The following is a 23,730-nucleotide window of genomic DNA, read 5'->3' as shown; positions in this document are numbered from 1 at the left end:
ACCCAGATCTACACCCACGTGCTGGAGGAGCGGCTGGTGCGGCTGGTCAACGATCATCATCCGCTTGCCGACTAGGCCTCATATCGCTATGTGAGGGCGACGTTCCACCCCCCGGAGCCGGCATTTCAGCGGTTCCGCCTGCCATTGCCTTCCGACGGATCGGTCCGCTCAAGCATGTACAACTACCTCGACTTCGAAAAGCCGGTGCAGGATCTGGAGCTCAAGATCCTTGAGCTGAAGAAGCTTGCCGAGAACGGCGAGGCGGTCGATGTCGCCGAAGAGATCAGCAGGCTGGAAAAGCGTTCGCGCGACGCATTGCGCGATCTCTACAAGGCGCTCACGCCCTGGCAGAAGGTGCAGGTCGCGCGCCATCCCGACCGCCCGCACTGCGTTGACTACATCAAGGCGCTGTTCACCGATTTCACGCCTTTGGCCGGCGACCGCAATTTCGGCGACGACCAGGCGATCGTCGGCGGCTTCGCCCGTTTCCGCGGCGAGCCCGTCGCGGTGATCGGCCAGGAGAAGGGCTCCGACACGGCAAGCCGTATCAAGCACAATTTCGGCTCGGTGCGCCCCGAGGGCTACCGCAAGGCGGTGCGGCTGATGGAGCTTGCCGACCGCTTCCAGATCCCGCTGCTGACGCTGGTCGACACCGCCGGCGCCTATCCCGGCGTCGGCGCCGAGGAGCGCGGCCAGGCCGAGGCCATCGCGCGTTCGACCTCGGCTTGCCTGTCGCTGAAAGTGCCGTCGATCTCGGTGGTGATCGGCGAAGGCGGCTCCGGCGGCGCCATCGCGATTGCCACCGCCAACCGCGTCTACATGCTGGAACACGCCATCTACTCGGTGATCTCGCCCGAGGGTGCCGCCTCGATCCTGTGGCGCGACACCACGCGCTCCAAGGACGCGGCGACCAACATGAAGATCACCGCGCAGGATCTTCTCGAAATGAAGATCATCGACGCCATCATTCCCGAGCCGATGGGCGGCGCCCAGCGCGCGCCGGAGACGGTGATTGCGTCCACCGGCGACCTCATCGCCAGGACGATGAAGGACTTTGCCGGCGCCAACACCGATTTCCGCGAGCAGCGCCGCGAGAAGTACCTGGCGATGGGCCGCAGCCTTTAATCGGGCATCTTGCGGTAAACTGTGGCGGCAACGACCAATTTCGCCACAAAAATGCCGCCGGATTCGGCTCAATGGACTTGCCGTGAGGGGTTGGCCCAATTTGTCGCGAAGGCTTGCGGTAAGGAATTTTCAAGGTTAACGGGCTTACGATCCACCGGTGTTCAGCCTGCGGGTCAAGCCATGCCGAGAGCCGTTGGCCCGAAAGAAGAGACGTAGCCGTACCGATGTTTGCCAAGCTTGCCCGCACCGGAGTCCTTATCGCCGCCATTGGCGTCGCCGGCTGCAATGATTCATCGATGAAGGATTTCGCGCCGGAGGCCAACAAGCCGTTGCCGGACAAGATCCTCGCCGACATGAAGGCCAAAGGCATGGTGCGCACCTCCTCGGTAATGGCGCGCATCTTCAAGGAAGAAGGCAAGCTGGAGATCTGGAAGGCCAAGACCAATGGCCGCTACGATCTCGTCGCCAGCTACGACATCTGCAAATGGTCGGGAAAGCTCGGCCCCAAATACACCGAGGGCGACCGCCAGGCGCCGGAGGGCTTCTACACGGTGCGTCCGTCGCAGATGAATCCGCGCTCGAATTACCATCTGTCCTTCAACATCGGCTTCCCCAACGCCTATGACCGCGCCAATGGCCGCACCGGCCAGAACCTGATGGTTCATGGCGCCTGTTCGTCGTCGGGCTGCTATTCGATGACCGACGCCCAGATCGAGCAGATCTATGCCTTCGGCCGCGACGCCTTCCAGGGCGGCCAGACCGAGTTCCAGGTCCAGGCTTTCCCGTTCCGCATGACCGCCGCCAACATGGCGCGCTACCGCAGCGACCCGAATTACGAATTCTGGAAGATGCTGAAGGTCGGCTACGACAATTTCGAGATCACCAAGGTGCCGCCGAAGGTCGACGTCTGCGAGAAGCGCTACGTCTTCAATCAGGTCGCGCCCGAAGGCACGACCTTCGACCCGACTGGCCCCTGCCCTGCGACGACCCAGCCGGATTCGTTGAAGACGGCCTACGCCAATTACGAGAAGAGCTACGACGCGGCCTTCAATTCGGCCGTAAAATCGAGCACGCCGCCACCGAAGCCGACGATTGCCGGCGTAAAGGAAGCCAGCATCGTTTCCGACTGGTCGAAGCGCCGCGCCCGCGGCGAGCGCGTGCCGATCGATCCGCCCTCGATGAATTCCGACGGCTCGGTGACGGAAACGACCCGCATGGGCCGCATAGATTCCCCGCTCGGCCGCAAGATGGCAGCAGCCGACGCGGAAAAGGAAGCCAAGCGCAAGGCCGAAGAGCAGCGCCTCGCGGCGATCGAGGCGGCCAAGGCCGCCAAGGAACAGGCAAAGGCGCAGGCGCTGGCCGAGAAGGAGGCCGCCAAGCAGGCCGCGCAGCAGCCGGTCGTCACCGCCGGCGTCGAACCCGCGGCCGTCCAGCCAGCGCAGCAGGCCGTCGATGCCGACCAGGGCACCGTGTCGAAGCTGAAGAAGAAGCTGCTCGGCATGTTCGGCGGCTGAGATTTTTATGCATGTCGCCAAGAGTGGAAGGCGGTTTTGGGATAACGACATGCATGAACAAAAGGTAAAGCCGCCCGCCAACTACGATCTCAAGGGACTGAACTGTCCGTTGCCGGTGCTGAAGGCCCGCAAGCGACTGGCCGCGATGCGACCTGGCACCCGGCTGTGGCTCGAGACCACCGATCCGCTCGCGGTGATCGACATCCCGGCCTTCTGCGCCGATGCCGGTCACCAATTGGTCGAAACGGCCGCGGTCGCCGGCGGCCACCGCTTCCTGGTCGAGCGCGGCAACGCGGCCTGAGCCGGTGTCTTTTCGGCTTACAATCCAGCTATCGCCAGCGGATTGGCTTCCAGCGCCGCGCGGTCCGGCGTGTCGATCGACGGCTTGTTGGTGAAGGCGGCGAACAGCCGCCGGATATAATCATCCGGCATATCGAGCGTGATCAGCACCAGCCTGGTGCCGCGCTGGCCATCGGGCCAGGCCGGCAGTCTTGCCGGCGGATGCAGGATCTTCTGCACGCCGTGGATGACCACCGGCCGCGAGGGGTCCTCCGCGAGCTCGATGACGCCCTTCATGCGCAGGAGTTTCTCGCCATGCGTCGAGCGCAGAAGGTCGAGGAACATCTCGATCGCCGAGAACGGCACCGGGCCGTCATGGACAAGCGAGTGCGAGCGCACGCGCGTGTCGTGGCGATGCTCATGATGGTGGTGGGGATCATGGTCGCCGTCATGGTGGTGATGGTCGTGATCATGGTCGTGCGCCGCCTCTTCGCCAAGCCAGCGCCGCACGTCGGCGGACTTGGTCTCAGGATCATAGAGGCCGCAATTGAACAGCGCCGCGGCGCCGGCCTCGCCGACATCGAGCACGACGGCGCCCGGATTGATCTGCTTGAGTCTTGCCCGCAACGCCTCGACCCCGCCCGCGTCGGTAAGGTCGGCCTTGGTCAGCACGATGCGGTCGGCCACCGCGGCCTGTTTCACCGCCTCGACATGGGCATCGAGCGTGGCCTCGCCGTTGACGGCGTCGACCAGCGTGATGACGCCGTCGAGCCGGAACGCCTGCACCAGCGCCGGATGCGCCATGATCGACTGCAGCACCGGCGCCGGATCGGCCAGACCCGTCGTCTCGACGACGACACGGGCCAGTTTCGCGATACGGCCGGTCTGCAGCCGGTCGACGAGATCGGCGAGTGTGTCGACGAGGTCGCCGCGCACCGTGCAGCAGAGGCAACCATCGGAAAGCTGGATGATGCCGTCCGAGGCCTGCTCGACCAGGAGATGATCGATCGCAACCTCGCCGAACTCGTTGATGATCACCGCCGTGTCGGCAAGCTCCGGATCCTTGAGCAGCCGGTTGAGCAGCGTCGTCTTGCCGGCGCCGAGAAAGCCGGTGAGCACCGAAACGGGAATGGGAAAGCCGCTCATCAGCTTGGCTAGTTGGCAGCTTTGACGGGCTGGTCGCCCTGGGCTCCGGCGGCGGCCGTCGCCAGCGGCTCGGCGCCGGCCGGCGCCGGTCTGTCCGGCCGCCAGATCGGCAGCGGCACATCGGCATAGTTCTGGTCGACCTGGTCGACGAATGCCTTGGGCGCTGGCCCCGTGGCGCCGCCGAGTCCGACCGCGACCAGTGTCGGGTGGTCGAGCTTCACCTGGTAGGGCGATTTCGACTTGTCCTTGGCCGCAACCTCGGGCGCCGCCTCGGACTGCTCCTCCTTCGGTTTCTTCGCGCAGATCTCGTCATGCATGTCGTTGGGCGACAGCGTGTCGCCATAGGGCTTGAGAGCGCCAAGCGTGGTCGAAGTGGCCGACGGCATCTCAAAACCCAGATCGAGCAGCTTTGCCGCCGCTTCGGCGCGGCTGATCGCCGATTTCTCGCCAAGCACGACGGCGACCAGCGTGCGCCCGTTGCGCGTCGCCGAGCCGATCATGTTGAACCCGGAAGAGCAGACGAAGCCGGTCTTCATGCCGTCCGCTCCGGGATAGCGGCCGATCAGCAGATTGTAGTTCGGGATGGCCCTCTTGCCGACGGCAAGACCTTCGATCGAGAACCAGGGCGCGTATTGCGGAAAATCATTGCGCAGCGCCGCCACCAGCACGGCAAGGTCGCGCGCGGTCGTGTACTGTTCCGGCGAATAGAGCCCGTTCGGGTTGACGAAATGCGTGCCCACCATGCCGAGCCTGGCCGCCTCCGCGTTCATGCGGTCGGCAAAGGCGGCTTGCGACCCGCCGATATTCTCGCCGACGGCCATGGCGATGTCGTTGGCCGACTTGACCAGCATCATCTTCAGCGCATTGTCGAGCCGCATCACCGAGCCGGGCTTGAAGCCCATCTTGCTCGGCGGCTCACCGGCGGAATGCTTCGTTACCTTGATCGGCGAATCGAGCGCCACCTCGCCCGCCTGGATCGCGCGGAAGGTGACATAGGCCGTCATCAGTTTGCTGAGCGAGGCCGGATACCAGCGCTTGAACGCGTCCTGATGCTCCAGAATGGAGCCGCTTTTGAGGTCGAAAAGCACGACCGGGTTGGCACGCGCCGCGCCGGCGAGCGCCGGAAGCGCCAGCGCGCCTGCCAGCAACAGGTTGAGGAAATGCCTTTGCCGCATGATCAAATCCGAAATCGCCTCTTGCCGTAGTCGCCGCTGGGTCCGTAAGATTTCGTTACCCATCGCCAGCACAAATGCGGCTCGACCCTCGACCCCGGACCGCATTGTTGTGGTGCTATTTACCCTATGTGACGCCAAAATGGCAAAGTTCAACATAATCACAATTGCTGAGCAGCGGATCTGAACCGACTGCCGTCAATCAACCAAGAGATGGAACGATCATGCCGATTCTGAACCGCGCCGCGCAAATGCAGGAAGAAGTCGCCGGCTGGCGACGACATCTGCACCAGACACCGGAGCTGAATTTCGACGTCTTCCAGACCGCCGGCTTCGTCACCGAAAAGCTGAAGGCGTTCGGCTGCGACGAGGTGGTGACGGGACTGGGCAAGACCGGCGTCGTCGGCATCATCCGCGGTCGCAAGGGCGATGGCCCGACCATCGGGCTGCGCGCCGACATGGACGCGCTGCCGATCGACGAGATCACCGGCAAGCCATGGGCCTCGACCGTGCGCGGCAAGATGCATGCCTGCGGCCATGACGGCCATACCGCGATGCTGCTTGGAGCCGCCAAATACCTCGCCGAGACGCGCAATTTCACCGGCACCGTGGCGGTGATCTTTCAGCCGGCCGAGGAAGGCGGCGGCGGCGGCAACGAAATGGTCAAGGACGGCATGATGGAGCGCTTCGGCATCGAGAAAGTGTTCGGCATGCACAACATGCCGGGCCTGCCGGTCGGCCAGTTCGCCATCAAGCCCGGCCCGATCATGGCCGCGACCGCCGAATTCACCATCACCGTCAAGGGCCGCGGCGGCCATGCCGCGATGCCGCACGGCACGATCGATCCGATCGTCATCGCCAGCCAGCTGGTCGGCGCGCTGCAGACCATCGCCTCGCGCAGCACCGATCCGGTCGAGGCCGTGGTGGTGTCGGTGACGAAGTTCCATGCCGGCGACGCCTACAACGTCATTCCCGAAAGCGCCGAGATCGCCGGTACCGTGCGCACGCTGAAGAAGGAAGTGGCCAAGAAATCGGAAGAGCGCATTCGCGCGCTCTGCGCCGGGCTCGCCTCCGCCTTCGGTGCCACCATCGCGGTGGATTACGACGCCAACTACCCCGTCACCTTCAACCATGCCGAGGAGACCGTGTTTGCGGGCGATGTCGCCGCCGATATCGCCGGCGACAGCCATGTCCACCGCGCCATCCAGCCGGTGATGGGCGGCGAGGATTTCTCCTATATGCTGGAAGCCCGCCCCGGCGCCTTCATCTTCATCGGCAACGGCGACTCGGCCGGCCTGCATCACCCCGCCTACGACTTCAACGACGAGGTCATCCCGCACGGCATGAGCTATTGGGTGAAGCTGGCCGAAACCGCGCTGGCCGCCTGAGCGGCCACCGGCGAAGGCCCCGCCGCCATATGCTTGGCCGGCTCAGCCCGGCCTCGCGGAGACATTACGGCCTATGGGTAGGTCAGCATGCCCCTTGGCGAACCGACCCGAAGCGGCTATGTGTCTGGCCGCGTGGTCCCGTAGCTCAGTAGGATAGAGCGGCAGATTCCTAATCTGTAGGTCACAGGTTCGATTCCTGTCGGGATCACCATCCCCACCCAAAGCGCCCTGTTTTTTCAATGCCTTAGGAACAGAATTGTCTAACTCTCAGGCCAGGTTAGACAGTTTCTGTTCCTCATCCATTCCAAACGCCTGCCGCGCGAGACGCTTCTGATCGGCAGCTGCGGTGTATCTGGCAACTTCGTTGTCGGTCTTGTGCCCGGTGATGGCCTTGATCTGCTGATTGGTTTTGCCCTCTTCGGCAAGGCGGCGTGATGCAGCCTTGCGCAGGCCATGAGCAGAACACTGCGGGAGGCCCGCTCCGTTGCACCGGTCGCGAAACCAATTGCCGAAGCCGTTGGAGGTGAACGGTTTGCCATGGGCGGTCATCAGGAATGTCAGGTGCTCACGCGGCGTCTTTTCAAGCACCTTCGCCAGCGAAGGATGGATCGGAATGACCAAGCGTGCATGCGTTTTCTGCTGACCGACAGCGATGCCGTCTTGGCTCACATGCTGCCAGCCCATTCTAACCACATCCGAGCGCCGTTGTGTCGTGAACAGCAAAAGCGTCAACGCCAGCCTGGCCTTGCTCCCAACGGGGTGACGATCCTCGAATTGCTCAATCTCAGCCTCGGTCCATGTGTGCCAGCCATCGGTATGCTTGTTGAAGCCTTTCATCCCGAGAGCCGGATTGTCCTTCCGCATGCCGATGTCCACAGCAAATGCCATCAACTGCTTAATGCGATCCAAGAGATTGTCCGCCGCTGCTGGCGTCTCGTGCATCGTCCCCATGATCGCCTTGAGGTGCTTGCGTTCAATCGCAGCTACACGTTTGTCGCCATGCTTATTGCGGAACCGCTCGATCACGTGCCGGTACTGCTTCCTCGTGCTGGAGGCGAGCTTTTTGAAGTCCGGCGATCCATAGAATGCGACGATCAGTGCCGACATCGTTCCTGCGGCCACGAGGCTCGCACCAACAACCACAGGGACAACGGTCTTTTGAAGGCATGATTGGTACTCCTGCATGAATGCAGGCGTCCACGGCACAGCCTTGAAATAGTACTCGGGCTGCCCTTTGCGCCGGAACCGGACGCGCATCTTGCCGTGCCGGTCGCGGAACTCGGATACATATTTAGGAAGGCGCTTCATTGCTCCAACACCTCATCCCATTCGTTCTCGTTGGCATTTTTCAAATCGTCCTTGCCGGTTTCGACGAAGAACGAGCCATCCGGGTGTGCCTTCACGCCTGTGACGGAAAGCCCAAGCCCCTGCACCGTCTTGACAACTTTTTTGATAGCCACAGGGCTGAGTTTTCCCTTTTGCTTGGCTTGCAGCTTGTGAACGACCTTCGCGAACTTCAGCACGGCCTTACGCTGCTGGCCTTTGGGCGGCTGCGGCAAGGAACTCCACCGACAGACGAATACCGGCAATCTCGGCCAACCGGATGAACTCCGGCAGGTGCTTCAGTGCAATTAAGTGCACCAACGTTTCTGACGCTGTCTGCCTGGACGATGGTTCTGCGGTCGTACCTGGATTTGTCGAAACGACTTCCCCCTCGATTTGTTTTGAGGACGCCGGCAGCCTGATGACCTTCGCTTTCTCCATGGCTGCCTCGACTTGATCGGCAGTCAATCGCTTGTCGGATTTTGCAGAAGCGATGACCTTGGTCCTCACCTTTTGACAAACGCTCTTGGACGCGAGCCGGTATATCGTCTGTGACGGCAGATAGCTGACAAGGTGGAAATCATCGCCGAGTTGCTGTGCAACGCACATGTAGTTGTTGGCGGTACGCTCCGACCAATCGAACTCGCTGGCTACCCAACTGAGGAACTGACCGTGGCCAAGATCATTTTTGATCGCCAAGAGCTTGCGACCATTGTCGAGAAAAGCCTTTTTGACGATCTCAAGATTGGCTTTGATTTCGGCTGCGACGAGTTCGGCCCTTTCGCGAACGACAGCGTCTTCGATCAGACGATAGTCATAGCCGGAATGCCCGCTAACCGCCGCCCTGGCGACCTTCTTGGCCTTGGCGCTGTTCAGGTGGGCGGTCTTCGACTTAAGCCTTGTGGCTACAGGTTTGGTTTTCATCGGTAGCTCCACGTTTAGTTGAACTATGCAGGCTCTGACCGATCCTCTTCGGTCTTGAGCGCCGTTCTGAGGATGTTGAGTGCCTCGGCAGCCGTTGAGCGGTCATTGTTCGAGGCACGTTCCACCAGCCGCTTCTTGAGATCGGCAGGAAGGCGGATTTTCAGATCGGTGACAGGCATTGATCAGACCCTCATTTATTTATGGACCCACGTTAACCCGAATAAACCCACATAGCAAGGGTCCGTGCGGGTCTATTCGGGTCCAAAAAGGTGTGATAGATAACCCGGATCACCACGAGAACACTTGGCGGGCCAATGAAACGAGCAGACCCACGAACAGCCCCTCAGCTGAAGTTGAGACTTCCCAGCGGGCTGAAGGAGAGGATCGAAGCCTGTGCCGAAGCGGCGATGCGCCCCTTAAGCAGTGAGATAATTCGTCGCCTGGAATGGAGCTTCAGAGCCGAGGAGCAGGGGCACATCATGGACGATGAAGCCGATGCATCTTCAATCGAACAACGGCTGCATGACGCCGAAATGCAGATCGAGCTTCTGATTGGGATGATCCACTCGCTCAGCAAGCGGCTCACAAAGTTGGACGGGATCAAGGAATGAAAGCCGCAATTGGATTGCGTTTTTTGGCCCACCCCCAGTGAAGAAATCCCTGCCCTACTCGAAGGCTCAGCGAGACAAACTTGACCAAGCAACCGCTATGGATCGGTGGCAGCCATTTTCCGCACGGCTGGGCGACGAACCAATCGGTGGAAGAGGTGCAGGCCCTTGTCGGCAAGGCAACCAAGCGTCGGGCCGCGCTGCGTAGCAAGCTAAAGAAGGCTGGTAAGGGTTCGAAAGCACCGAAGAAGGCGCAGGCTGTTTACCTCGGGTCCAAGCTGGTCCGGTTCGACGCCCTGATCCGTGCTGCAAAGCGGCTCGATTACCACGAGAAGCTGGAGGTGCCGCAGTATCAGCAGATGGCGGGACAACTGAACCTGCATGAGCCAATCGACGAGCCGGTACGGGTCTATCTCAAGAAGAAGTCAAACGGCGGATATCGGTATTTTTGTGACTTCGACGTGCGCCATCGAGCCGCGCAGGCGCTCGTCGCGGACATGATCAATGCCCAGTTCCAGGCGAAGCCGTTCCAATACGGCGTGCGGGGACAAGGCATTGCCGACGCGGTGAAGAAGGCAAGACAGCTTTTCGCCACGGGATATGTCCACTTTGTTTGGCTGGACATCAAGAGCTTCTTTGACAGCTTCGACCACTCCGCTATCGTCCAGGCGTTGCCGATAGCAAAGGACGTGACTGAACACGTGGCAATAGGGAAGCACTACCAACTGCATGGACAGAAGCTGAGTAAGGAGGAAACAGCCCTACAGGATATTCTCGATCACTACCTGTCTCTCATCGCCGAACGCGGTATGCCGCAGGGTTGCGCCTGCTCGCCAGCAATCGCCAATTTCTTTATGTCAAAGATCGAGCCGAAGCTCCCAAAGGGTGCATGGTTCCTGAACTACGTTGACGATTTTCTCATTCTGGCGCAGTCGCCCGAGAGGGCTCAAAAGGCCAAGAACGCCCTGACATCCTCGATTGAGGAGATGCCGGTCGGTAAATTCGAGCTGCTGGAGAAATCCAGCGGCTCGTTGCATTCAGGGGTGGAGTTCCTCGGTCACGCCTTTGCCGAGCAGCCTGATGGTGCACTGAAGGTGACGATCTCACCAGCCAACATTCACAAAATCATGGCTTGGACTGCCGAGGAACATGAGCGCATCACCGATAAGTTCGCGACTGATCAGGGAAAGATTTGGGTGTCGTTTGATGCTATGTCCGCCGCGGTGCGGTTTGCCCACCATATCCTATCCTGGTTGAGCACTTTTTCGCAGGCCGACGACGTGAGCGAGCATAAGAAAGAACTCTTCGAGCGGATCGAGACCCTATCGCTCGCCACCGGCCAAGACGCCGACAAGATCATGGGGCTGGCGAAGAAGATGCCCTCAAGTGACTTGAACATCTACGAGGCATGATCGTCCGGACCAACCGTAGCAGCCAGTTATGTTCGTTGAGGTGTCTCGCTTAACCACTCTTCTAGCCGACCCATTCCTCGTGGGCCAGCGGCTCCGCGTTGAGTTGATCCTTGTGAGTTCGCCAGTTCGGCATGTGCAGATCGAGGATCGCCACGAAAGCCTCGCCGTGATTGGCTTCAAGAAGATGCGCGATCTCGTGCAAGACGATGTAGCTGATACATACCGGGGGCTTTTTGATTAGCTCTAGGTTTAGCCAGATGCGACGCGCTGCATGATTGCAGGTGCCCCATTTCGTCTTCATGCGCTTTATACCAAGTGTCGGCGGCGCAACACCGAGCCTAGCCGACCACTCATCAATGAGAACGAGAGCCCGTTCTCGCAGCAAGGCTCGCTGCCAGCGCTGGAAGACCTTTTCTCTGAATGCGACGTCATTGCCGGGGGGAATAGCCACCTCCAAGCGCTGATCACCGGAGATACGAACACCGGAGGCCTTGCGTTGCTCGATTACCCGCAGGCGATAGCGCTGTCCGAGATGGAAATAGGTTTCGCCGGATACATACTCACGCTGGCTCTGGCGAGCCTGCGCCTTAAATTTGTTGCGCTGTCGATTTATCCAGCCCATGCGCGATACCACCGCAACACGCACTGCCTCGTCGCTCACGGTCGGCGGGGCTGCCACACGAACGCGCCCCTCTGGCGGATAGACCCCAAGATGTAGGTTCTTGATCGGTTTGCGAACAAGCTCGACTTCGAGGCCGGCTATTTCCAGAACCTCAGTATTCATGGTGTTCGCGAACAATGGCGAGGATCGCATCGAGCTGGCTCGGATTGTCGGGAATGTGCACCCGGATCGCATTCCTCACCATCCTCTCCCGGATCGGATTGGTGCGCCAGTCTGCCTTACGTTTGGCCTTCACCTCGGCGTCTATAGCCGTCGCAAGGCCCGCGTGGCCGCCGAGGTTGTCGAACAGCGCACGTTGCCCTGGCGTTTTCACACTATCGGGATAGCTGGTTGATGACGATGGGTTCGCAGCCAGCTTTGTCAGCTCCGCGACCTTTTCCAGATACTCGGCATAATCGATGGCCTCCGCACGGCGCTGTTCGATCAGCGCATCGAGCAGTTCAGACATGCGTTCGTAGTACTTCGGGTTGACCGGACTTTCGTCGATAATCAGTTTGCGTACGTTGTTTTCTATGGTCTCTGCAACGGCATCCTTGCTCCCTTTGATCCCTTCGGGTAGCTCCTTCACCGCATTCGCGCCCCGTGCGACGACTAGATCGATCAACGACATATCGTCGAAATTGGTGAGCACCTCGCTGTCATCGGCCTTGATATAGGTGTCAATGAGGTGCCGCATGGCTGGCTCATACATCTTCAGGTCAATGGCGTCGCCGCTTGCCAGCTTGATCTCGTCCCGCAACTTTTGAAAATGCTCGACTTCAGCCCTGATTGCCGTCACCTCGGCCAGCCCATAGCCCGCCTGGTCCATATCCCCCGCAATGTCGGCATAGGCCCGCAGCAGCGTAGCCGAAAGCTTATAGAGCGTGAGCCGCTTCGGCTCGTTCTCCTTTAGCTGGTCCTTGTCCTTCGTGTCTGGCCCGCAAAAATAGTGGATATGCGCGGCAGTATCTTTGGGTGGGGCTACTGGGTCGCACAGCGCGCGCAGGGCTTCGAGATTGTCGTCCAGCCGCTGCTGAGCCTTGGCGATCCGGTCGCTCAATAGGCCATCCACGTCCTCCTTATCGAAATTCTCAAAGGCTTCCGACGTATAGTCAGTGATCGCACCTTCAAGGTGGCGGAACAAATCCTTGTAATCGATCACATAGCCATATTCTTTGTCCTCGCCATCCAGCCGGTTGATCCGGCAAATGGCCTGAAACAAGCCGTGATCCTGCATTTTCTTGTCGATGTAGAGGTAGGTGGCAGAAGGCGCGTCGAAGCCTGTGAGCAGCTTGTCCACCACGATCAGCAGCTTCATCTGTGCCGGGGTTTTGATGAAACGCTCCTTGACCTGCTTCTCGAAGGCGTCTGGGTCTTTGCCCGCCAGCATCCGATTGTAGATGTCATACTGGCGCAGGCGCTCCGTGAGGTTAGCGCCCTCACCCTTCACGTCGTTTGGCGACGGGCGATAAGAGGTCACGATGGCGCATTTACCGGCAAGTTCGGTCTTCTCGAACAGCTCGTAGAACTTGCACGCTTCGTAGATGCTACCAGAAACAAGGATCGCGTTGCCATGGCCTGATTTCAGCCGTGGCCGCATTTCCATGTCAAACATGATGTCGCGCACGATCTGTTCCAGCCGAGATTGGCTGGAGAGCACTTTTTTCAGCGTTCCCCAACGCTGCTTGAGCTGCGCCTTGGCAATGTCGGTTAGCCCTTGCGTCTTGGCCTCGAACCATTGGTCGATCTTCTCGGGCGAAGTGATGTGCTGGTCGATATCGCGGGCTTCATAGCGCAGGTCGAGCACCACCCCGTCCTCCACCGCCTCATCGAACTTGTAGGTGTGAATGTAGGTGCCGAATACCTCCAGGCTAGTCGCCTTGTCCTGCTTCAACAGCGGCGTGCCGGTGAAGCCGATGAACATGGCACCGGGCAGGATACTCTTCATCGCCTTGTGCAGGTCGCCACTTTGGGTGCGGTGGCACTCATCGACGAAGACATAGATGTCACCCTTAGCGGAAAAATTTCTGGGGAGTGCCGCCTTCACCTCGTCGATGTAATGGGCGATATCCTCCTGGTCATTGCCACCGAACTTGTGAACCAGCGATCCGATCAGCCAGGGCGTGGTGTCGTTTAAAACACCGATCAGGTCTGCGCCGGACCGGGTCCGATAGATTTGTTCGCCAACCCCAAGGAAGACTTTTTCGATCTGTTCGTCCAACTCGGTACGGTCGGTGATTATCAGCACGCGGGCGTTGCGCACATTTTCCCTGATCCACTTGGCCAGCCACACCATCGTCAAGCTCTTGCCCGATCCTTGCGTGTGCCAAATGATCCCGCCTTCACGGCGCCGCACCCGCTCCTGGGCGGCTTTCACCCCGAAATACTGATTGGGGCGGCACAGCTTCTTGATGCCCGCATCGAAGACGACGAAATTGTGCAGCAGCTCAATCAGCCTCTCCTTGCCGCACATATGAATAATGTCACAGTCCAGTTTCAGCGGCGGTAGGCCCGCTGCCTCATCTGGCTCCTTCCATTCGAGGTAGTAAGGCTCGCCTGTCTCGGTCGTGCCATAGCGCAGCCCTTCAGTATCGTTGCCCGCCATGACAAGTTGAATGGTAGCGAAGAAAGGGCGGATGAACATGCCCTTCTGGTTGTCGAGGTTCTGCCGGATACCCTCGGAAACGGAAACGGTGGACCGCTTCAGCTCCAGCACGCCCACTGCGATGCCGTTGATATAGAGCACGATGTCCGGCCGTTTGGTTGACCCGCCATCGGGGTTACGAACCGTCACCTCCTCTGCTATGGCGAAATGGTTATTGAGTGGCTCATCCCAGTCGATCAGACGCACCGTCTGGAAGGGCTGACCGGGGCCGGAAGAAACCTTCACGCCATAACGCAGCAGCTTGTAGACCGCCTGATTGACCTCATAAGGGATGGCGGCCTGATTGCCCGCTTCCCGGCGAAGTTCGGCAATGGCGCGCTGGATCAGGTCAGGATCGTATTTGCCCGAAAGCCATGGTGTAAGCAGATCGGCCTCAATATTGCGGTTTTCCGCCCTATCGACCCATTCGCCGAGATAGTCATAGCCCAGCCGGTCGCGGAACAGGGCGACGATGCGACGCTGCGTGGCGCGTTCCCTTTGCCCGATTGTGCTCATTTCAGCCTGATCCTTCCGGTCAGTAATTGCTGCGTCATGCCTTGCTGAAGTGCCCTCAACCTCACCAGCCAGTCCAAAAGGGCATTCACTTCGCTCTCAAATGCTAGAAGATGATGAGCGATCTCGATCCTTTCATCAGCATCCGGCATTCCAAAGGCCAGCCCTTCGACCTGACTAGGGGCGAGGTTGTTAATGCTGGAACCTGAAAGCGCATCGGCAATTTGGAGGCGATACGCATGAGATTGAAAAAGTAAATGTAGGAATGCTCCTTCATCTGGATTTTCTGGCCTAACACAACCCATGAAGGCACCGAACGTTAACCCATCAAAATCAGCTTCAATCAATGCAGACTTGCCAACAAGCGCCTTACTGCCATTGGCCATACATAGGAGGATGTCGCCCTTTCGGAGCAATTGCTTATCCTTAACCCTGTCCTGCACGACATACTGAACGTCATCAAAGGTCAATCTACCTTCAAGAATATTATTCGAACGAAGCAATGTCCGTGTGGCTGGACCAGAACTTTCTCTCAGATCGGTGTCGCCTTTGTAGGAAACGCCACGGAGGCATTTAGCTAATTCGCCAACCTTTCTCATTTTCCACTCCTCCGAAAAGCTCCGAAGGCGGCGCTTGCCGGTGAGGAGTTGTTGCATGGCCCCCTGCCGAATGGCCCGCTTCTTGGCGACCAGGGTATCGAGCGCGGCGATCAATTCGTCGATATCCGTCAAAGCTTGGGCAATATCATGCCGTTCGTCTTTTCCTGGCAGCGGGAAAGTAACTTCCGACAGGGACCGACCGTTTGTCAGTGCGCGGGTCGTGTAGGTGGCCCGCAGTTCGATCTGCTTGCGGACATCCCTGGCGCGAAGCGCGAAGGCAGCAAACTGAGGATCGAGATCGCCATTGATCGGGCGGCCGCGAAGCACGAACCCGCTGAACACTGCTTTGTCAATCTGTTCCACCAGCACCGAAGCCATGCCGATTTCCGACACAGTTTCTGAAGTGCGCGTGAAAAACGCATCTCCCTGCTTGGCGGAATAGTTCTTGGTTTCGTCAGCGGTGACTGTAACCTTTCCCTGGACGTCATCGGCTCTGAGGCGCTGATGGTTGAACACATCCATGTAGTTGATGATCGGCGTACCGTGGCCGAAAAAGCGTTTGGCCTTGTTTAGCCCATTCTTGAACCGATAATGCTCTCCAATTGTTGTCCAGCGCCAACCGGCTGGCAGCGCTTTTGAAGCATTGGCCTTATCATCCGGGACCATGCTCACCACGCAAACCCCATCGCCTTGAGATGCTCGGCGACTTTGCCGTCAAGCTTTGCTATTCGCTCCGACAGCACTGGCAGGGTTTCGGCATAGCGCTCCACTAAGGTCGCGATCCGCCCAGTCAGGCCTTGAGCAATGCGGTCCCGCTCGCCCCGGATTGCGGTCTCGATGGCAGATATCCACTTGTCTTCCGCCACCAGCGCCTTCGCTTCGGCCTCAGTGAGCTGGGCGTATTTTGCCACTGTCTTGGCATCCAGTTTCGCCCTCGCCTGTTTGACGGCAGTCGCCCTCTCGCTCTCATCATCCAGCAGCCTCAGCATGTCGTCGATGACGAGCATCTCCAGAAAGTCCGGAACCGCCTCAATCAGTTCGGCCTTGATCCGTTCTTCGGCACCACCCTGCTTAGCCAGTTTGTCGTAACGTTTGAAAAGGCCCTGATCCAGCTCGCCGACCAGCGTCTTTCGCCGCGCCTTCAGCAGAGCGGAAGTCACCTTGCCCTTGTCATTGCGGCACTCGACCAACGTGCCGTCCTCGCCGCCGTGCTCCTCGTCGAGTTCGGCGATGCGCTGCTCAACATCCTCTAGCTCCGCTTCCATCGCTTCCAGCGCTGCATTCTCCTTCGCAAAGAAGCGGGCAACTATCAGTGCTGGCGGGATAATCTCCGCCTTCAGCCGCCGGGCGGAGCGCCCGCTGCCTAGCACGATGTCCGGTTCCTCCGTGAACTTGCCGTCCTTGTCCTTTACCAGTTCGCGGATCGCCCTCGCCGCATCCCAGCCGTCGGACGCGATCAGATAAGCGTCGTCCTGCATTACGTCCGACCAGAAGGTCATGATGTGCTGATAAGCGTCATAACCATCGATCAGGGGGGCAGCCCTGAACCGCTCAAGCAGGTCTTCCGAAAGGGCGTGGATGAGGTCCTTAGGATGCTGACCGGGGCCGAAGCGCCGCATCCGTTCGATATTCGCCCCGCGCCATTCGGCGAAGACTTGATCAAGCCGATGGCCCAACGAGACGAAATCCGGATGCTGCGTGATGCTCCCGCGCACCTCCGTCGGGGCATGGCGGGCGGAAAGATAGCCGGACCGCTCATGCTGCTGGAACATGGCGTCGCGCAAGCTGGGCATAGCTCGCCAGAAGCGATCTAGTGCGTCGATGTCGGCTGCTGGGATGCCGCCCTTCAAATGGGCGTCAATGTCTTGCAGGTCTTCCGGCTCGCTGCTGTCGATATAGCGGGGGAGGTTGAGATTGCCGCCGTTCTCTGCGGACATGATTTCTGCTACCGACACCATGCGGGAATAGCCGGGGATTTGCGTGCCGCGCAGAAACACATCGACGATCTTGTGCACGTCCTGATGGCGCAGGCGGTTCTTCGGGCCATCCTTCACGAAGCCTTTCGATGCGTCTATCATAAAGATGCCGGTGCGAGCCTGCGCGTTTTCCTTGTCGAGCACGACCAGGCAGGCGGGGATGCCAGTGCCATAAAACAAGTTGGCGGGTAGGCCGATGATGCCCTTGATGTAGCCCCGAGCAATGATCCGCCTACGGATTTCACCTTCAGCATTGCCCCGGAACAACACCCCGTGAGGCATAACGATGACCGCCTTGCCGGTGGACTTGATGCTGCCGATGACATGGAGCAGATAGGCGTAATCGCCATTTTTGGCAGGCGGGGTTCCGTCCACGAACCGGCCAAAATCCTGTTCCAAGCCGGTGCTCCAAGCCTTATCGGAGAATGGCGGGTTGGCAACGACGAAATCGAAGGTTCTGAGGCTTCCGTTCGGGTTCTTGAAATGCGGCTGGGTTATGACATTACCGCGCCAGAGTTCGGCGTCAGCATTGTTGTGGATCACCATGTTCATCCGGGCCAGGGCGAAGGTGGCGACATCTTTTTCCTGCCCGTAGATCGAAAGACCGTCGGGCGCGGCATCTGCTGCCTTCAGCAACAACGAACCGGAACCGCAGGTCGGGTCATAAATCGTGGCAGTGCGCGGCGTCCGGTAGTTGATGCCAACCGCTTTTGCCATGATCCGGCTGACTTCCGCAGGCGTGTAGAACTGACCCTTGGACTTCCCGCTTTCCGTTGCGAAGTGCCGCATGAGATATTCGTAAGCGTCACCCAGGATGTCGTCGCCCTCGGCCCGGTTCTTCCGGAAATCCAGTTCGGGGCGGCTGAAGATTTCTAGCAGGTTGGACAGGCGTTCCACCATGTCCTTGCCGTCGCCTAGCTTAGCCGGGTCGTTGAAAGAGGCATTGTTGATGACGCCTCCCAAGCCATTGGTCTCGGCGATTTTTTCGACAATCTTGTCGATCTCCTCGCCAATATCCTTGCTGCCCTTGAGTGCCAGCATGTCCTCGAAATGGCAACCTTCGGGCACCTCGATCTGGGCCTCGGGGTCGCTGTCCGACCTATCGGAAACATATTTCAGGAACAGCAGTGTGAGGATGTAATCCTTGTATTGCGAGGCATCCATGCCCCCGCGCAGCGCGTCACAGCTTTTCCAAAGAGAGCTGTATATCTGGGATTTCTTGACCGCCACGCTTATGCCTCGCCTACCGTTTGCGACTGTATCGTCGTCTCTCAATGCCCGATTGGAAGCGGGATCGGAAGAGATAGTGTCCGCCGTACGATACATGTGCACCGGTCTCTTATCGGCGCTGGCCCATCGATGTGAATTCACATGCCCGAGGGTGCGAAAATTGGACCCTCTTAGACGTCGGATTTCCCGATTGTAACCTTTGATAAGTGAAGGTTATCGAGAGTTAGAACCTTGCTTACCGGCGAGGGGGCGTTCAAGCGTCGATGTGCAATCAACAAGGCTTGGCATTTCGTCAGGCAGTGATTATGTTTCACTGCGGCGAGCCAATCGCCATCATCGCTGGTCACTATCGGTAGCTCCGACTGTCAGCCTACCGAAATACGGCACCCTTCGGGGATTTTTTCACAGCGCGGGACAGCAATCCTGCACTCGTGGAAAAATTGAAAGGGTGAGCCATGTCTACTCAGAGCCATACGCCGCACTTGCGTGGAGGTCATGCACCCGGAGACCTTCGGGCGGTGTTTTGTGATGCAATTGATGTTTTCGAAGATTGGGAGCCAGAACAGGGTGAACCTGAGATCGGGCTGCGCGGCAGAAGAGTTTCACTATCCGTGCTCTGCGGCCTGCTATGGAATTGCACCGACATCATGCCAGATGCCGCCGTCACTGAGTTGCGTGTCTGGTACGAAAACCTGGTAGGCGAACCTCCTCAGAGCCGGGGCCGAACATATGCGGTAGGCGCACGTATGATGAAGGCCATAATCTCAGATCAGATGACAGTTTGATCTCAAGGGCGGGGCTCCCAACCCGCCCTCCTCGCTCTGCTGGTTATTTTTCGTCCCGCCAGATAACCCGCTTCTCCCAGCGGATTTCCACGAGGCGTCTGTATCGGATGGTGTGCGCCTGCTCTCCCGTGGGATGAAAGAGCTGGGCGCTCATCCACTCTCGGCTTTTGCATTCCTGGCAGCGTACCTTATCCCGCACCTCGTTAATCGTGACGTTCCCGATTACCTCCCGAAGCTCTGCCGGCTTGTAGTACCGCGTGATGTTGCAGCGGGCACAACGAATGCCTGCCACCTGCCCGGCATCATGGGCATGTGTCAGCGTCCAGGCGGCACCTCGCGGCCACTTCTCGGGTTGCTCCGGCATATGCTGAAATGAGGAACTTAGTCCTACGCGGTCAAGGGTCGCTTGACAATTTTGTTCTTATTTCGTTCACTGTGGGCACGGCAGCCACAGGGAGGCCAAAGATGAACATTTTGATGGACGCCAGGGGCGCGACCACTGAGGAAAAGCAGCGCGGGATCGAGGCAGCAAGAGCTGTACTCGACCACGCCGGAATAACGGCCGAGGAAGCTGCTGACGGCGCATCTGCAGTGGAGCGCTGGGACGACATGGGCTTCCCGCCAGACCAGGAACCATCGGAAGAGGAGTACGTTGCCGCCCAAGCGTGGTGGGCAGCCAGCAAGGCTGCGATGGAGGCGTGTTGCGTGGGATGGCCAGACGAGAAGAAGCATCATGTTGATGGCCTGCAGTTGCTGCACGATCCCGATATACAGCTCACCGATCGCGCAAGTGCACTGGCGCGGATGCGTACCATCGTACGGGCGGAAGACGGCAAAGGCGAATTCACGGACAACCGAGTATTTTTCTTGGCGCTCGCCGCCACCGCCGAGATGCCGAATAGCTCGAAGGCGCAACAACTCGTCAGCGCGGTAACGGTCGCCTATTCGTCGCTCTCGCTCGCGGGGTTCACTCCAGACGAGCCTATCGAGCCGAAGCGCCAGGCCGTGCTCGATGCTGTCGATGCACTTGAGGCGGGATCGGCATCCCTCAATTGATAAAGGCCGTTGAATGTCAACCCACGTCCTTCCAGAGCAGAAAAAGCCGAAGCTTATTGTTGTGGTCGCATTTGACCGCGGCGACGATGGAGAGCTCTTTCCGATGTACGGCCCGACCGATCAGCAAAGCGAAGAGCGGGCGATCCGAACTGCAAAAGCACTAGCTGGCAAGCATGTCGGCGTCATCGCCTGGAGCCGGGATGCCGATCCGGCGCTAGGAGACTACGGCCCGCCAAACACCCTGTTTGTAAGCGGCGACGTACCTGACATGGAATGAGCAAGCACAATGTGCGGGCGCTACACCAGATATCTGCCGTGGTCTGAAATCCACCGGCTCTACAGGCTGACCGCGCCGGCTGATATCGGCCGCAACGATGCGCCGCGCTACAACATCGCGCCGACTGACGAGGTGCCATTCATCACGGCGGCAGATGACGGCAACCATAAGGTTCGCGCCGGCCGGTGGTGGCTGGTGCCTTTTTGGGCGAAGGAGATGCCCAAGGCGCCGATGTTCAATGCGCGCATAGAGACCTTTGACACCACCCCAGCCTTCCGAGACGCATTCAAATCGAAACGCTGCCTGATCCCGGCGGATGGGTTTTACGAATGGACCAAAAGCCCGGCCGATGGCGGCAAGGACCCATGGCACATCTACCTGCCGGGTCATGCTCCCTTCTCGTTCGCCGGCTTGTGGGCCTACAATAAGACGCTCGACATAACGAGCTGCACGATCATCACCGAGCGGGCAGGCGAGCCGATGCAGCAGCTTCATGACAGGCAGCCTCTGATCCTCGATCATGCCTACTATGACGCCTGGTTGAATTCGGAGACGCCGGCAGGCGATCTCAAGGGGCTGCTCTCGCACGATATCGACGGCCAGCTCCAATTCAATCGCGTGGGACGCGAGGTCAACTCGGCAGCCATCAACAAACAGCCCAACGACCACTCCGGGCTAGTTGGACCGATCAATCCGCTATGAGCGACGAAATCAGATTACCGAGGCCCGAATACGCCACCAAACCAGGAGTGCAGGATCATGTCTGCGAGCACAGCGGATGTAACAAGGATGCCGGGTGGGGCTTCGCCAAGCCTAAACAGGCACCCCACTGGTTTTGCTTCGAGCACCGGGCCGAGGGCGAACGCTATCTGTGACGGAGTTGTTGATGTCCCGCTTGACCATTGCCGCCGATCTCGAAACTGCGGCTGATCAGATCGCCGAGATTTCCCGCGCAGATTTGCAGATCATGCTCAGGCGCGCGGCCCTGATGCTCCGGAACGTGACTGGCCTTGTGCTTGAACCGAACGTCGAGGAGCCCCTTTCAAGTCTGGCAGCCGAGATGGGTCTGTCGAAGGCGGAGCTGGTCAGAACCATTGTGGGCGATTGGTTGGTTGCCAATGCCTATCTGCCGGTGCCGTACGCCCTTGACGAGGAAAGCTCTGTGGACGGCAACGCATGATCAGGGCACCACGGAATGAGCGCGATTACCTTGACCGCGAGATTGACTGTCAGGAGGCGATGGAGCCCGGCTTTCAGGCCATTGTGGATTGTATGATGGAGGCTGGGTGGCAGCGCGGCGAGGTGATGCGGTCGCTTCGTCGTCTGATCGCTGCAGACAACATGACCCAGAAGGAAAACGCCAGGGTTGAAGCTGAACTGGCAATTGCACGAGCGATGATCCGAGCGGGCAAGTCGCTATAGCACCTTAGGCGATCACGTCATGTCGCAATCCCGTGTTTTAGCTATCTGGAATATGCGATAAGCCTGCCGGTCCGTCGGGCCGGCGTCAATTCATGCCCAACGAGAAGCGCCGACCACCTCGCAAGCACCGCGCAAATCTGGCCTACGGCTTTGAGATCGTCGACCAAGTGCCATCTGGCTGGCATTCATTGCCTTCATGGATGGCGCCAGTGTTGAAGAATTTTTGCTCGAAGACGCAACCGGACGCTGCCGCCTTGCTGGTCTCCCATACAAACGCGGGCGTGCACAACATGACGCCCTCACCCGCGCGAACCGTTGCTCCCGGGGAATAGCTCGTCGATCCCAGCCAGCATCGCGGCTGCTCTGGAGCAACTTGCTCTTGGGCGAATGCCGCGTTTGAGACCGTCAGAAACGCCGCTATCACAACCATCATGCGCATTGGTTACTCCTCCTCTCGAAAATCCTTCAGCGAGGCATGACGAAGCATCTGCTCGCCTTTGAGGAACTTAACACGGCCCACGAGACCGGCCTTCAGCCATTCGGCTTTCTCCTTGGCGAGCCCTTTAGGCGGCGGAGCACCGGCCTTGCCTTGCACACGGTCCCATAGGGCCTGCCGCTTGTCGGCTTTGAAGGTGACGAATGCACCGCCCATGTAGTGCCCCTTATCAGCCATGAGCACCATCGCCGGCTTTCCGATCTCTCGCTTCACGCCGATTATGTCCATTTCCTTCTCGACGTAGCACTTGATCTTGCGCCAGTTCATAGTTGAGCCGCTGCGGTAGAGGCTGTCGAGCCGCTTCGAGACGATGCCCTCCAAGCCCGCCTCGCAAGCCAAATGGTAGACAGCATCGCCAGTGCCGGGCAGCGCTTCGCTGAACTGGATATGACCGCCGGCCGGGATCAGTTCTCGCAGGATTTCGCGCCTGTCCTTCAGCGGCATGTCGCGCAGATCGTGGCCGTTGAGGTTTAGAAGGTCGAAGGCCACAAGGTAGAGGTCTTTCGGGCGTTTTGTGATGGCCGAGCGCAGCGCATGAAAGTCCGAAAGGCCGGCCTCGTTGGCGACGATTGTCTCACCTTCGATGATGAAGGTCTCCGCCTCTATCGACCCCGCCTCATCGGCGAGCGGCCGATATTTGGCCGTCCAGTCGAAGCCGTTCTTGGTGAAGAAGCGGATGCCGTCAACGTCCTTAACGACCTGTGTCCGGTAGCCATCGAATTTGACCTCATGGCCCCACTCGCCGCCTTTCGGCGGCTGTTCGACCAACTCGGGTTCCATTGGAGGGATAAAAGACAACCGGTCCCCGCCAGCACCCTTGCGCATAGCCACTCCACGCAACACCACACAATTTGAATTAATATCGAATGGCCATAAGCGTTCCATTAGACGTTGCTGAAAAAGCAAGGCGGAACATTCGTCGGGGCACGCAGGTTCTTTAGCCAGGAGGAACCGACGATGGCAGACGATAAGACCAACCGCGACTTCCGAGACCGTGATCGCGTGTCGGGCGACGAAGATTACGAGGTCGCCTACTTCGCCCGAAAATTCCAGCTCACCATTCCCGAAGCGCGCGAGCTCATTCAAAAGCACGGCAACGATCGCGAGACGCTAGAGCGAGAGGCGAAAGCCCTTGCCAAAAGCTAAGGCAGAGAGGTTCGAGCAGCTTCGCGCCCGGCCC

General features: G+C 59.2%; 24 protein-coding genes and 1 tRNA gene. 13 read left to right on the top strand and 12 right to left on the bottom strand.

The features are described from left to right. The first annotated feature begins 174 nt into the window (after positions 1-174). The 3 genes from FJ417_RS18775 (at position 175) to FJ417_RS18765 (ending at position 2,940) form a co-directional block, all read left to right on the top strand. Complete coding sequence (locus tag FJ417_RS18775; RefSeq protein ID WP_140647417.1) at positions 175-1,125, top strand: acetyl-CoA carboxylase carboxyltransferase subunit alpha; 951 nt, start codon at positions 175-177, stop codon at positions 1,123-1,125. 224 nt (positions 1,126-1,349) lie between these two features. Beyond that, the gene (locus FJ417_RS18770) at positions 1,350-2,639 is read left to right on the top strand and encodes a murein L,D-transpeptidase family protein (RefSeq protein WP_140784502.1); all 1,290 of its coding nucleotides are present in this window, start codon (positions 1,350-1,352) and stop codon (positions 2,637-2,639) included. Positions 2,640-2,688: 49 nt separating this feature from the next. Continuing rightward, positions 2,689-2,940 (top strand): sulfurtransferase TusA family protein, encoded by a 252-nt coding sequence (locus FJ417_RS18765; RefSeq protein WP_140784501.1) that lies wholly within the window; start codon positions 2,689-2,691, stop codon positions 2,938-2,940. A gap of 17 nt (positions 2,941-2,957) precedes the next feature. Here FJ417_RS18765 and FJ417_RS18760 read toward each other — a convergent pair whose 3' ends face one another. Both FJ417_RS18760 and FJ417_RS18755 read right to left on the bottom strand, forming a co-directional pair. Next, positions 2,958-4,064, bottom strand: a complete 1,107-nt coding sequence (locus FJ417_RS18760; RefSeq protein WP_181183256.1) for a GTP-binding protein — start codon at positions 4,062-4,064, stop codon at positions 2,958-2,960. Positions 4,065-4,072: 8 nt separating this feature from the next. Then, entirely contained in the window at positions 4,073-5,239 is a 1,167-nt protein-coding gene (locus tag FJ417_RS18755; protein WP_140657905.1) for a D-alanyl-D-alanine carboxypeptidase family protein, read from the bottom strand. Between the two features lie 221 nt (positions 5,240-5,460). Between FJ417_RS18755 and FJ417_RS18750 the strand changes: the two genes are divergently transcribed. Next, the gene (locus FJ417_RS18750; protein ID WP_140647422.1) at positions 5,461-6,624 is read left to right on the top strand and encodes a M20 aminoacylase family protein; all 1,164 of its coding nucleotides are present in this window, start codon (positions 5,461-5,463) and stop codon (positions 6,622-6,624) included. Positions 6,625-6,758: 134 nt separating this feature from the next. Then, positions 6,759-6,835, top strand: a tRNA-Arg gene (locus FJ417_RS18745). Between the two features lie 56 nt (positions 6,836-6,891). Here the strand turns inward: FJ417_RS18745 and FJ417_RS18740 are convergent. From FJ417_RS18740 to FJ417_RS18725, 4 genes are read right to left on the bottom strand one after another with little or no spacing between them, the layout of a single operon-like run. Further along, complete coding sequence (locus FJ417_RS18740; RefSeq protein WP_140784499.1) at positions 6,892-7,932, bottom strand: tyrosine-type recombinase/integrase; 1,041 nt, start codon at positions 7,930-7,932, stop codon at positions 6,892-6,894. Beyond that, a complete protein-coding gene (locus tag FJ417_RS18735; RefSeq protein ID WP_140784498.1) occupies positions 7,929-8,147 on the bottom strand; it encodes a hypothetical protein in 219 nt (72 codons plus the stop codon). The genes FJ417_RS18740 and FJ417_RS18735 overlap by 4 nt, the downstream gene beginning before the upstream one ends. Positions 8,148-8,151: 4 nt before the next feature. After that, positions 8,152-8,871, bottom strand: coding sequence for a DUF3102 domain-containing protein (locus tag FJ417_RS18730; protein WP_140784497.1), 720 nt, complete (start codon positions 8,869-8,871; stop codon positions 8,152-8,154). A gap of 23 nt (positions 8,872-8,894) precedes the next feature. Then, entirely contained in the window at positions 8,895-9,050 is a 156-nt protein-coding gene (locus tag FJ417_RS18725) for an Arc family DNA-binding protein (protein WP_140784496.1), read from the bottom strand. Positions 9,051-9,185: 135 nt separating this feature from the next. On the opposite strand from FJ417_RS18725, the gene FJ417_RS18720 reads away from it, so the two are divergent. Further along, a complete protein-coding gene (locus FJ417_RS18720) occupies positions 9,186-9,482 on the top strand; it encodes an Arc family DNA-binding protein (RefSeq protein WP_140784495.1) in 297 nt (98 codons plus the stop codon). A gap of 80 nt (positions 9,483-9,562) precedes the next feature. Further along, the gene (locus FJ417_RS18715) at positions 9,563-10,891 is read left to right on the top strand and encodes a reverse transcriptase/maturase family protein (protein ID WP_140784494.1); all 1,329 of its coding nucleotides are present in this window, start codon (positions 9,563-9,565) and stop codon (positions 10,889-10,891) included. A gap of 61 nt (positions 10,892-10,952) precedes the next feature. On the opposite strand, the gene FJ417_RS18710 is transcribed toward FJ417_RS18715, so the two are convergent. Genes FJ417_RS18710 through FJ417_RS18695 form a run of 4 tightly spaced genes read right to left on the bottom strand, consistent with a single transcriptional unit; the run spans position 10,953 to position 18,514 of the window. Then, positions 10,953-11,675, bottom strand: a complete 723-nt coding sequence (locus FJ417_RS18710; protein ID WP_140784493.1) for a SprT family zinc-dependent metalloprotease — start codon at positions 11,673-11,675, stop codon at positions 10,953-10,955. Continuing rightward, positions 11,665-14,712, bottom strand: coding sequence for an HsdR family type I site-specific deoxyribonuclease (locus FJ417_RS18705; protein ID WP_140784492.1), 3,048 nt, complete (start codon positions 14,710-14,712; stop codon positions 11,665-11,667). Before FJ417_RS18705 ends, FJ417_RS18710 begins: the two co-directional genes overlap by 11 nt. Next, positions 14,709-15,974, bottom strand: coding sequence for a restriction endonuclease subunit S (locus FJ417_RS18700; protein WP_246687492.1), 1,266 nt, complete (start codon positions 15,972-15,974; stop codon positions 14,709-14,711). Before FJ417_RS18700 ends, FJ417_RS18705 begins: the two co-directional genes overlap by 4 nt. Positions 15,975-15,976: 2 nt before the next feature. Continuing rightward, the gene (locus FJ417_RS18695; protein WP_140784490.1) at positions 15,977-18,514 is read right to left on the bottom strand and encodes a class I SAM-dependent DNA methyltransferase; all 2,538 of its coding nucleotides are present in this window, start codon (positions 18,512-18,514) and stop codon (positions 15,977-15,979) included. Positions 18,515-19,764: 1,250 nt separating this feature from the next. On the opposite strand from FJ417_RS18695, the gene FJ417_RS18690 reads away from it, so the two are divergent. The 5 genes from FJ417_RS18690 to FJ417_RS18670 all read left to right on the top strand — a co-directional run bounded on the left by FJ417_RS18690 (position 19,765) and on the right by FJ417_RS18670 (position 22,054). After that, positions 19,765-20,355 carry a hypothetical protein gene (locus FJ417_RS18690; RefSeq protein WP_140784489.1) on the top strand — a complete coding sequence of 197 codons (591 nt, stop codon included), beginning with the start codon at positions 19,765-19,767 and terminating at the stop codon, positions 20,353-20,355. Positions 20,356-20,368: 13 nt separating this feature from the next. Next, the gene (locus FJ417_RS18685; protein ID WP_140784488.1) at positions 20,369-20,632 is read left to right on the top strand and encodes a hypothetical protein; all 264 of its coding nucleotides are present in this window, start codon (positions 20,369-20,371) and stop codon (positions 20,630-20,632) included. 9 nt (positions 20,633-20,641) lie between these two features. Continuing rightward, complete coding sequence (locus tag FJ417_RS18680) at positions 20,642-21,334, top strand: SOS response-associated peptidase (RefSeq protein WP_140784487.1); 693 nt, start codon at positions 20,642-20,644, stop codon at positions 21,332-21,334. Between the two features lie 184 nt (positions 21,335-21,518). After that, a complete protein-coding gene (locus tag FJ417_RS18675) occupies positions 21,519-21,812 on the top strand; it encodes a hypothetical protein (RefSeq protein ID WP_140784486.1) in 294 nt (97 codons plus the stop codon). Continuing rightward, positions 21,809-22,054 carry a hypothetical protein gene (locus FJ417_RS18670; RefSeq protein ID WP_140784485.1) on the top strand — a complete coding sequence of 82 codons (246 nt, stop codon included), beginning with the start codon at positions 21,809-21,811 and terminating at the stop codon, positions 22,052-22,054. The genes FJ417_RS18675 and FJ417_RS18670 overlap by 4 nt, the downstream gene beginning before the upstream one ends. A 142-nt stretch (positions 22,055-22,196) precedes the next feature. Here FJ417_RS18670 and FJ417_RS18665 read toward each other — a convergent pair whose 3' ends face one another. Both FJ417_RS18665 and FJ417_RS18660 read right to left on the bottom strand, forming a co-directional pair. Continuing rightward, on the bottom strand, positions 22,197-22,493 hold the full coding sequence (locus tag FJ417_RS18665; RefSeq protein WP_140784484.1) for a hypothetical protein: 297 nt from the start codon (positions 22,491-22,493) through the stop codon (positions 22,197-22,199). 3 nt (positions 22,494-22,496) lie between these two features. Then, positions 22,497-23,375: an RNA ligase family protein gene (locus FJ417_RS18660; protein ID WP_140784509.1), complete on the bottom strand. Its 879-nt coding sequence runs from the start codon at positions 23,373-23,375 to the stop codon at positions 22,497-22,499. Between the two features lie 132 nt (positions 23,376-23,507). Between FJ417_RS18660 and FJ417_RS18655 the strand changes: the two genes are divergently transcribed. Continuing rightward, positions 23,508-23,696 carry a DUF3606 domain-containing protein gene (locus FJ417_RS18655; protein ID WP_140784483.1) on the top strand — a complete coding sequence of 63 codons (189 nt, stop codon included), beginning with the start codon at positions 23,508-23,510 and terminating at the stop codon, positions 23,694-23,696. Positions 23,697-23,730: the final 34 nt, after the last annotated feature.

The organism is Mesorhizobium sp. B3-1-7, assembly GCF_006439385.1.
GTDB lineage: Bacteria > Pseudomonadota > Alphaproteobacteria > Rhizobiales > Rhizobiaceae > Mesorhizobium.
This window is presented reverse-complemented; position numbering and strand designations above follow the sequence as displayed.

Coding starts and splice junctions, on each gene's coding strand:
- FJ417_RS18660 (WP_140784509.1), bottom strand. CDS start 23,375: ATGCGCAAGGGTGCTGGCGGGGACCGGTTGTCTTTTATCCCTCCAATG.
- FJ417_RS18655 (WP_140784483.1), top strand. CDS start 23,508: ATGGCAGACGATAAGACCAACCGCGACTTCCGAGACCGTGATCGCGTG.
- FJ417_RS18705 (WP_140784492.1), bottom strand. CDS start 14,712: ATGAGCACAATCGGGCAAAGGGAACGCGCCACGCAGCGTCGCATCGTC.
- FJ417_RS18725 (WP_140784496.1), bottom strand. CDS start 9,050: ATGCCTGTCACCGATCTGAAAATCCGCCTTCCTGCCGATCTCAAGAAG.
- FJ417_RS18775 (WP_140647417.1), top strand. CDS start 175: ATGTACAACTACCTCGACTTCGAAAAGCCGGTGCAGGATCTGGAGCTC.
- FJ417_RS18675 (WP_140784486.1), top strand. CDS start 21,519: ATGTCCCGCTTGACCATTGCCGCCGATCTCGAAACTGCGGCTGATCAG.
- FJ417_RS18740 (WP_140784499.1), bottom strand. CDS start 7,932: ATGAAGCGCCTTCCTAAATATGTATCCGAGTTCCGCGACCGGCACGGC.
- FJ417_RS18680 (WP_140784487.1), top strand. CDS start 20,642: ATGTGCGGGCGCTACACCAGATATCTGCCGTGGTCTGAAATCCACCGG.
- FJ417_RS18730 (WP_140784497.1), bottom strand. CDS start 8,871: ATGAAAACCAAACCTGTAGCCACAAGGCTTAAGTCGAAGACCGCCCAC.
- FJ417_RS18700 (WP_246687492.1), bottom strand. CDS start 15,974: ATGGTCCCGGATGATAAGGCCAATGCTTCAAAAGCGCTGCCAGCCGGT.
- FJ417_RS18690 (WP_140784489.1), top strand. CDS start 19,765: ATGAACATTTTGATGGACGCCAGGGGCGCGACCACTGAGGAAAAGCAG.
- FJ417_RS18755 (WP_140657905.1), bottom strand. CDS start 5,239: ATGCGGCAAAGGCATTTCCTCAACCTGTTGCTGGCAGGCGCGCTGGCG.
- FJ417_RS18765 (WP_140784501.1), top strand. CDS start 2,689: ATGCATGAACAAAAGGTAAAGCCGCCCGCCAACTACGATCTCAAGGGA.
- FJ417_RS18665 (WP_140784484.1), bottom strand. CDS start 22,493: ATGCGCATGATGGTTGTGATAGCGGCGTTTCTGACGGTCTCAAACGCG.
- FJ417_RS18685 (WP_140784488.1), top strand. CDS start 20,369: ATGTCAACCCACGTCCTTCCAGAGCAGAAAAAGCCGAAGCTTATTGTT.
- FJ417_RS18750 (WP_140647422.1), top strand. CDS start 5,461: ATGCCGATTCTGAACCGCGCCGCGCAAATGCAGGAAGAAGTCGCCGGC.
- FJ417_RS18770 (WP_140784502.1), top strand. CDS start 1,350: ATGTTTGCCAAGCTTGCCCGCACCGGAGTCCTTATCGCCGCCATTGGC.
- FJ417_RS18710 (WP_140784493.1), bottom strand. CDS start 11,675: ATGAATACTGAGGTTCTGGAAATAGCCGGCCTCGAAGTCGAGCTTGTT.
- FJ417_RS18720 (WP_140784495.1), top strand. CDS start 9,186: ATGAAACGAGCAGACCCACGAACAGCCCCTCAGCTGAAGTTGAGACTT.
- FJ417_RS18760 (WP_181183256.1), bottom strand. CDS start 4,064: ATGAGCGGCTTTCCCATTCCCGTTTCGGTGCTCACCGGCTTTCTCGGC.
- FJ417_RS18670 (WP_140784485.1), top strand. CDS start 21,809: ATGATCAGGGCACCACGGAATGAGCGCGATTACCTTGACCGCGAGATT.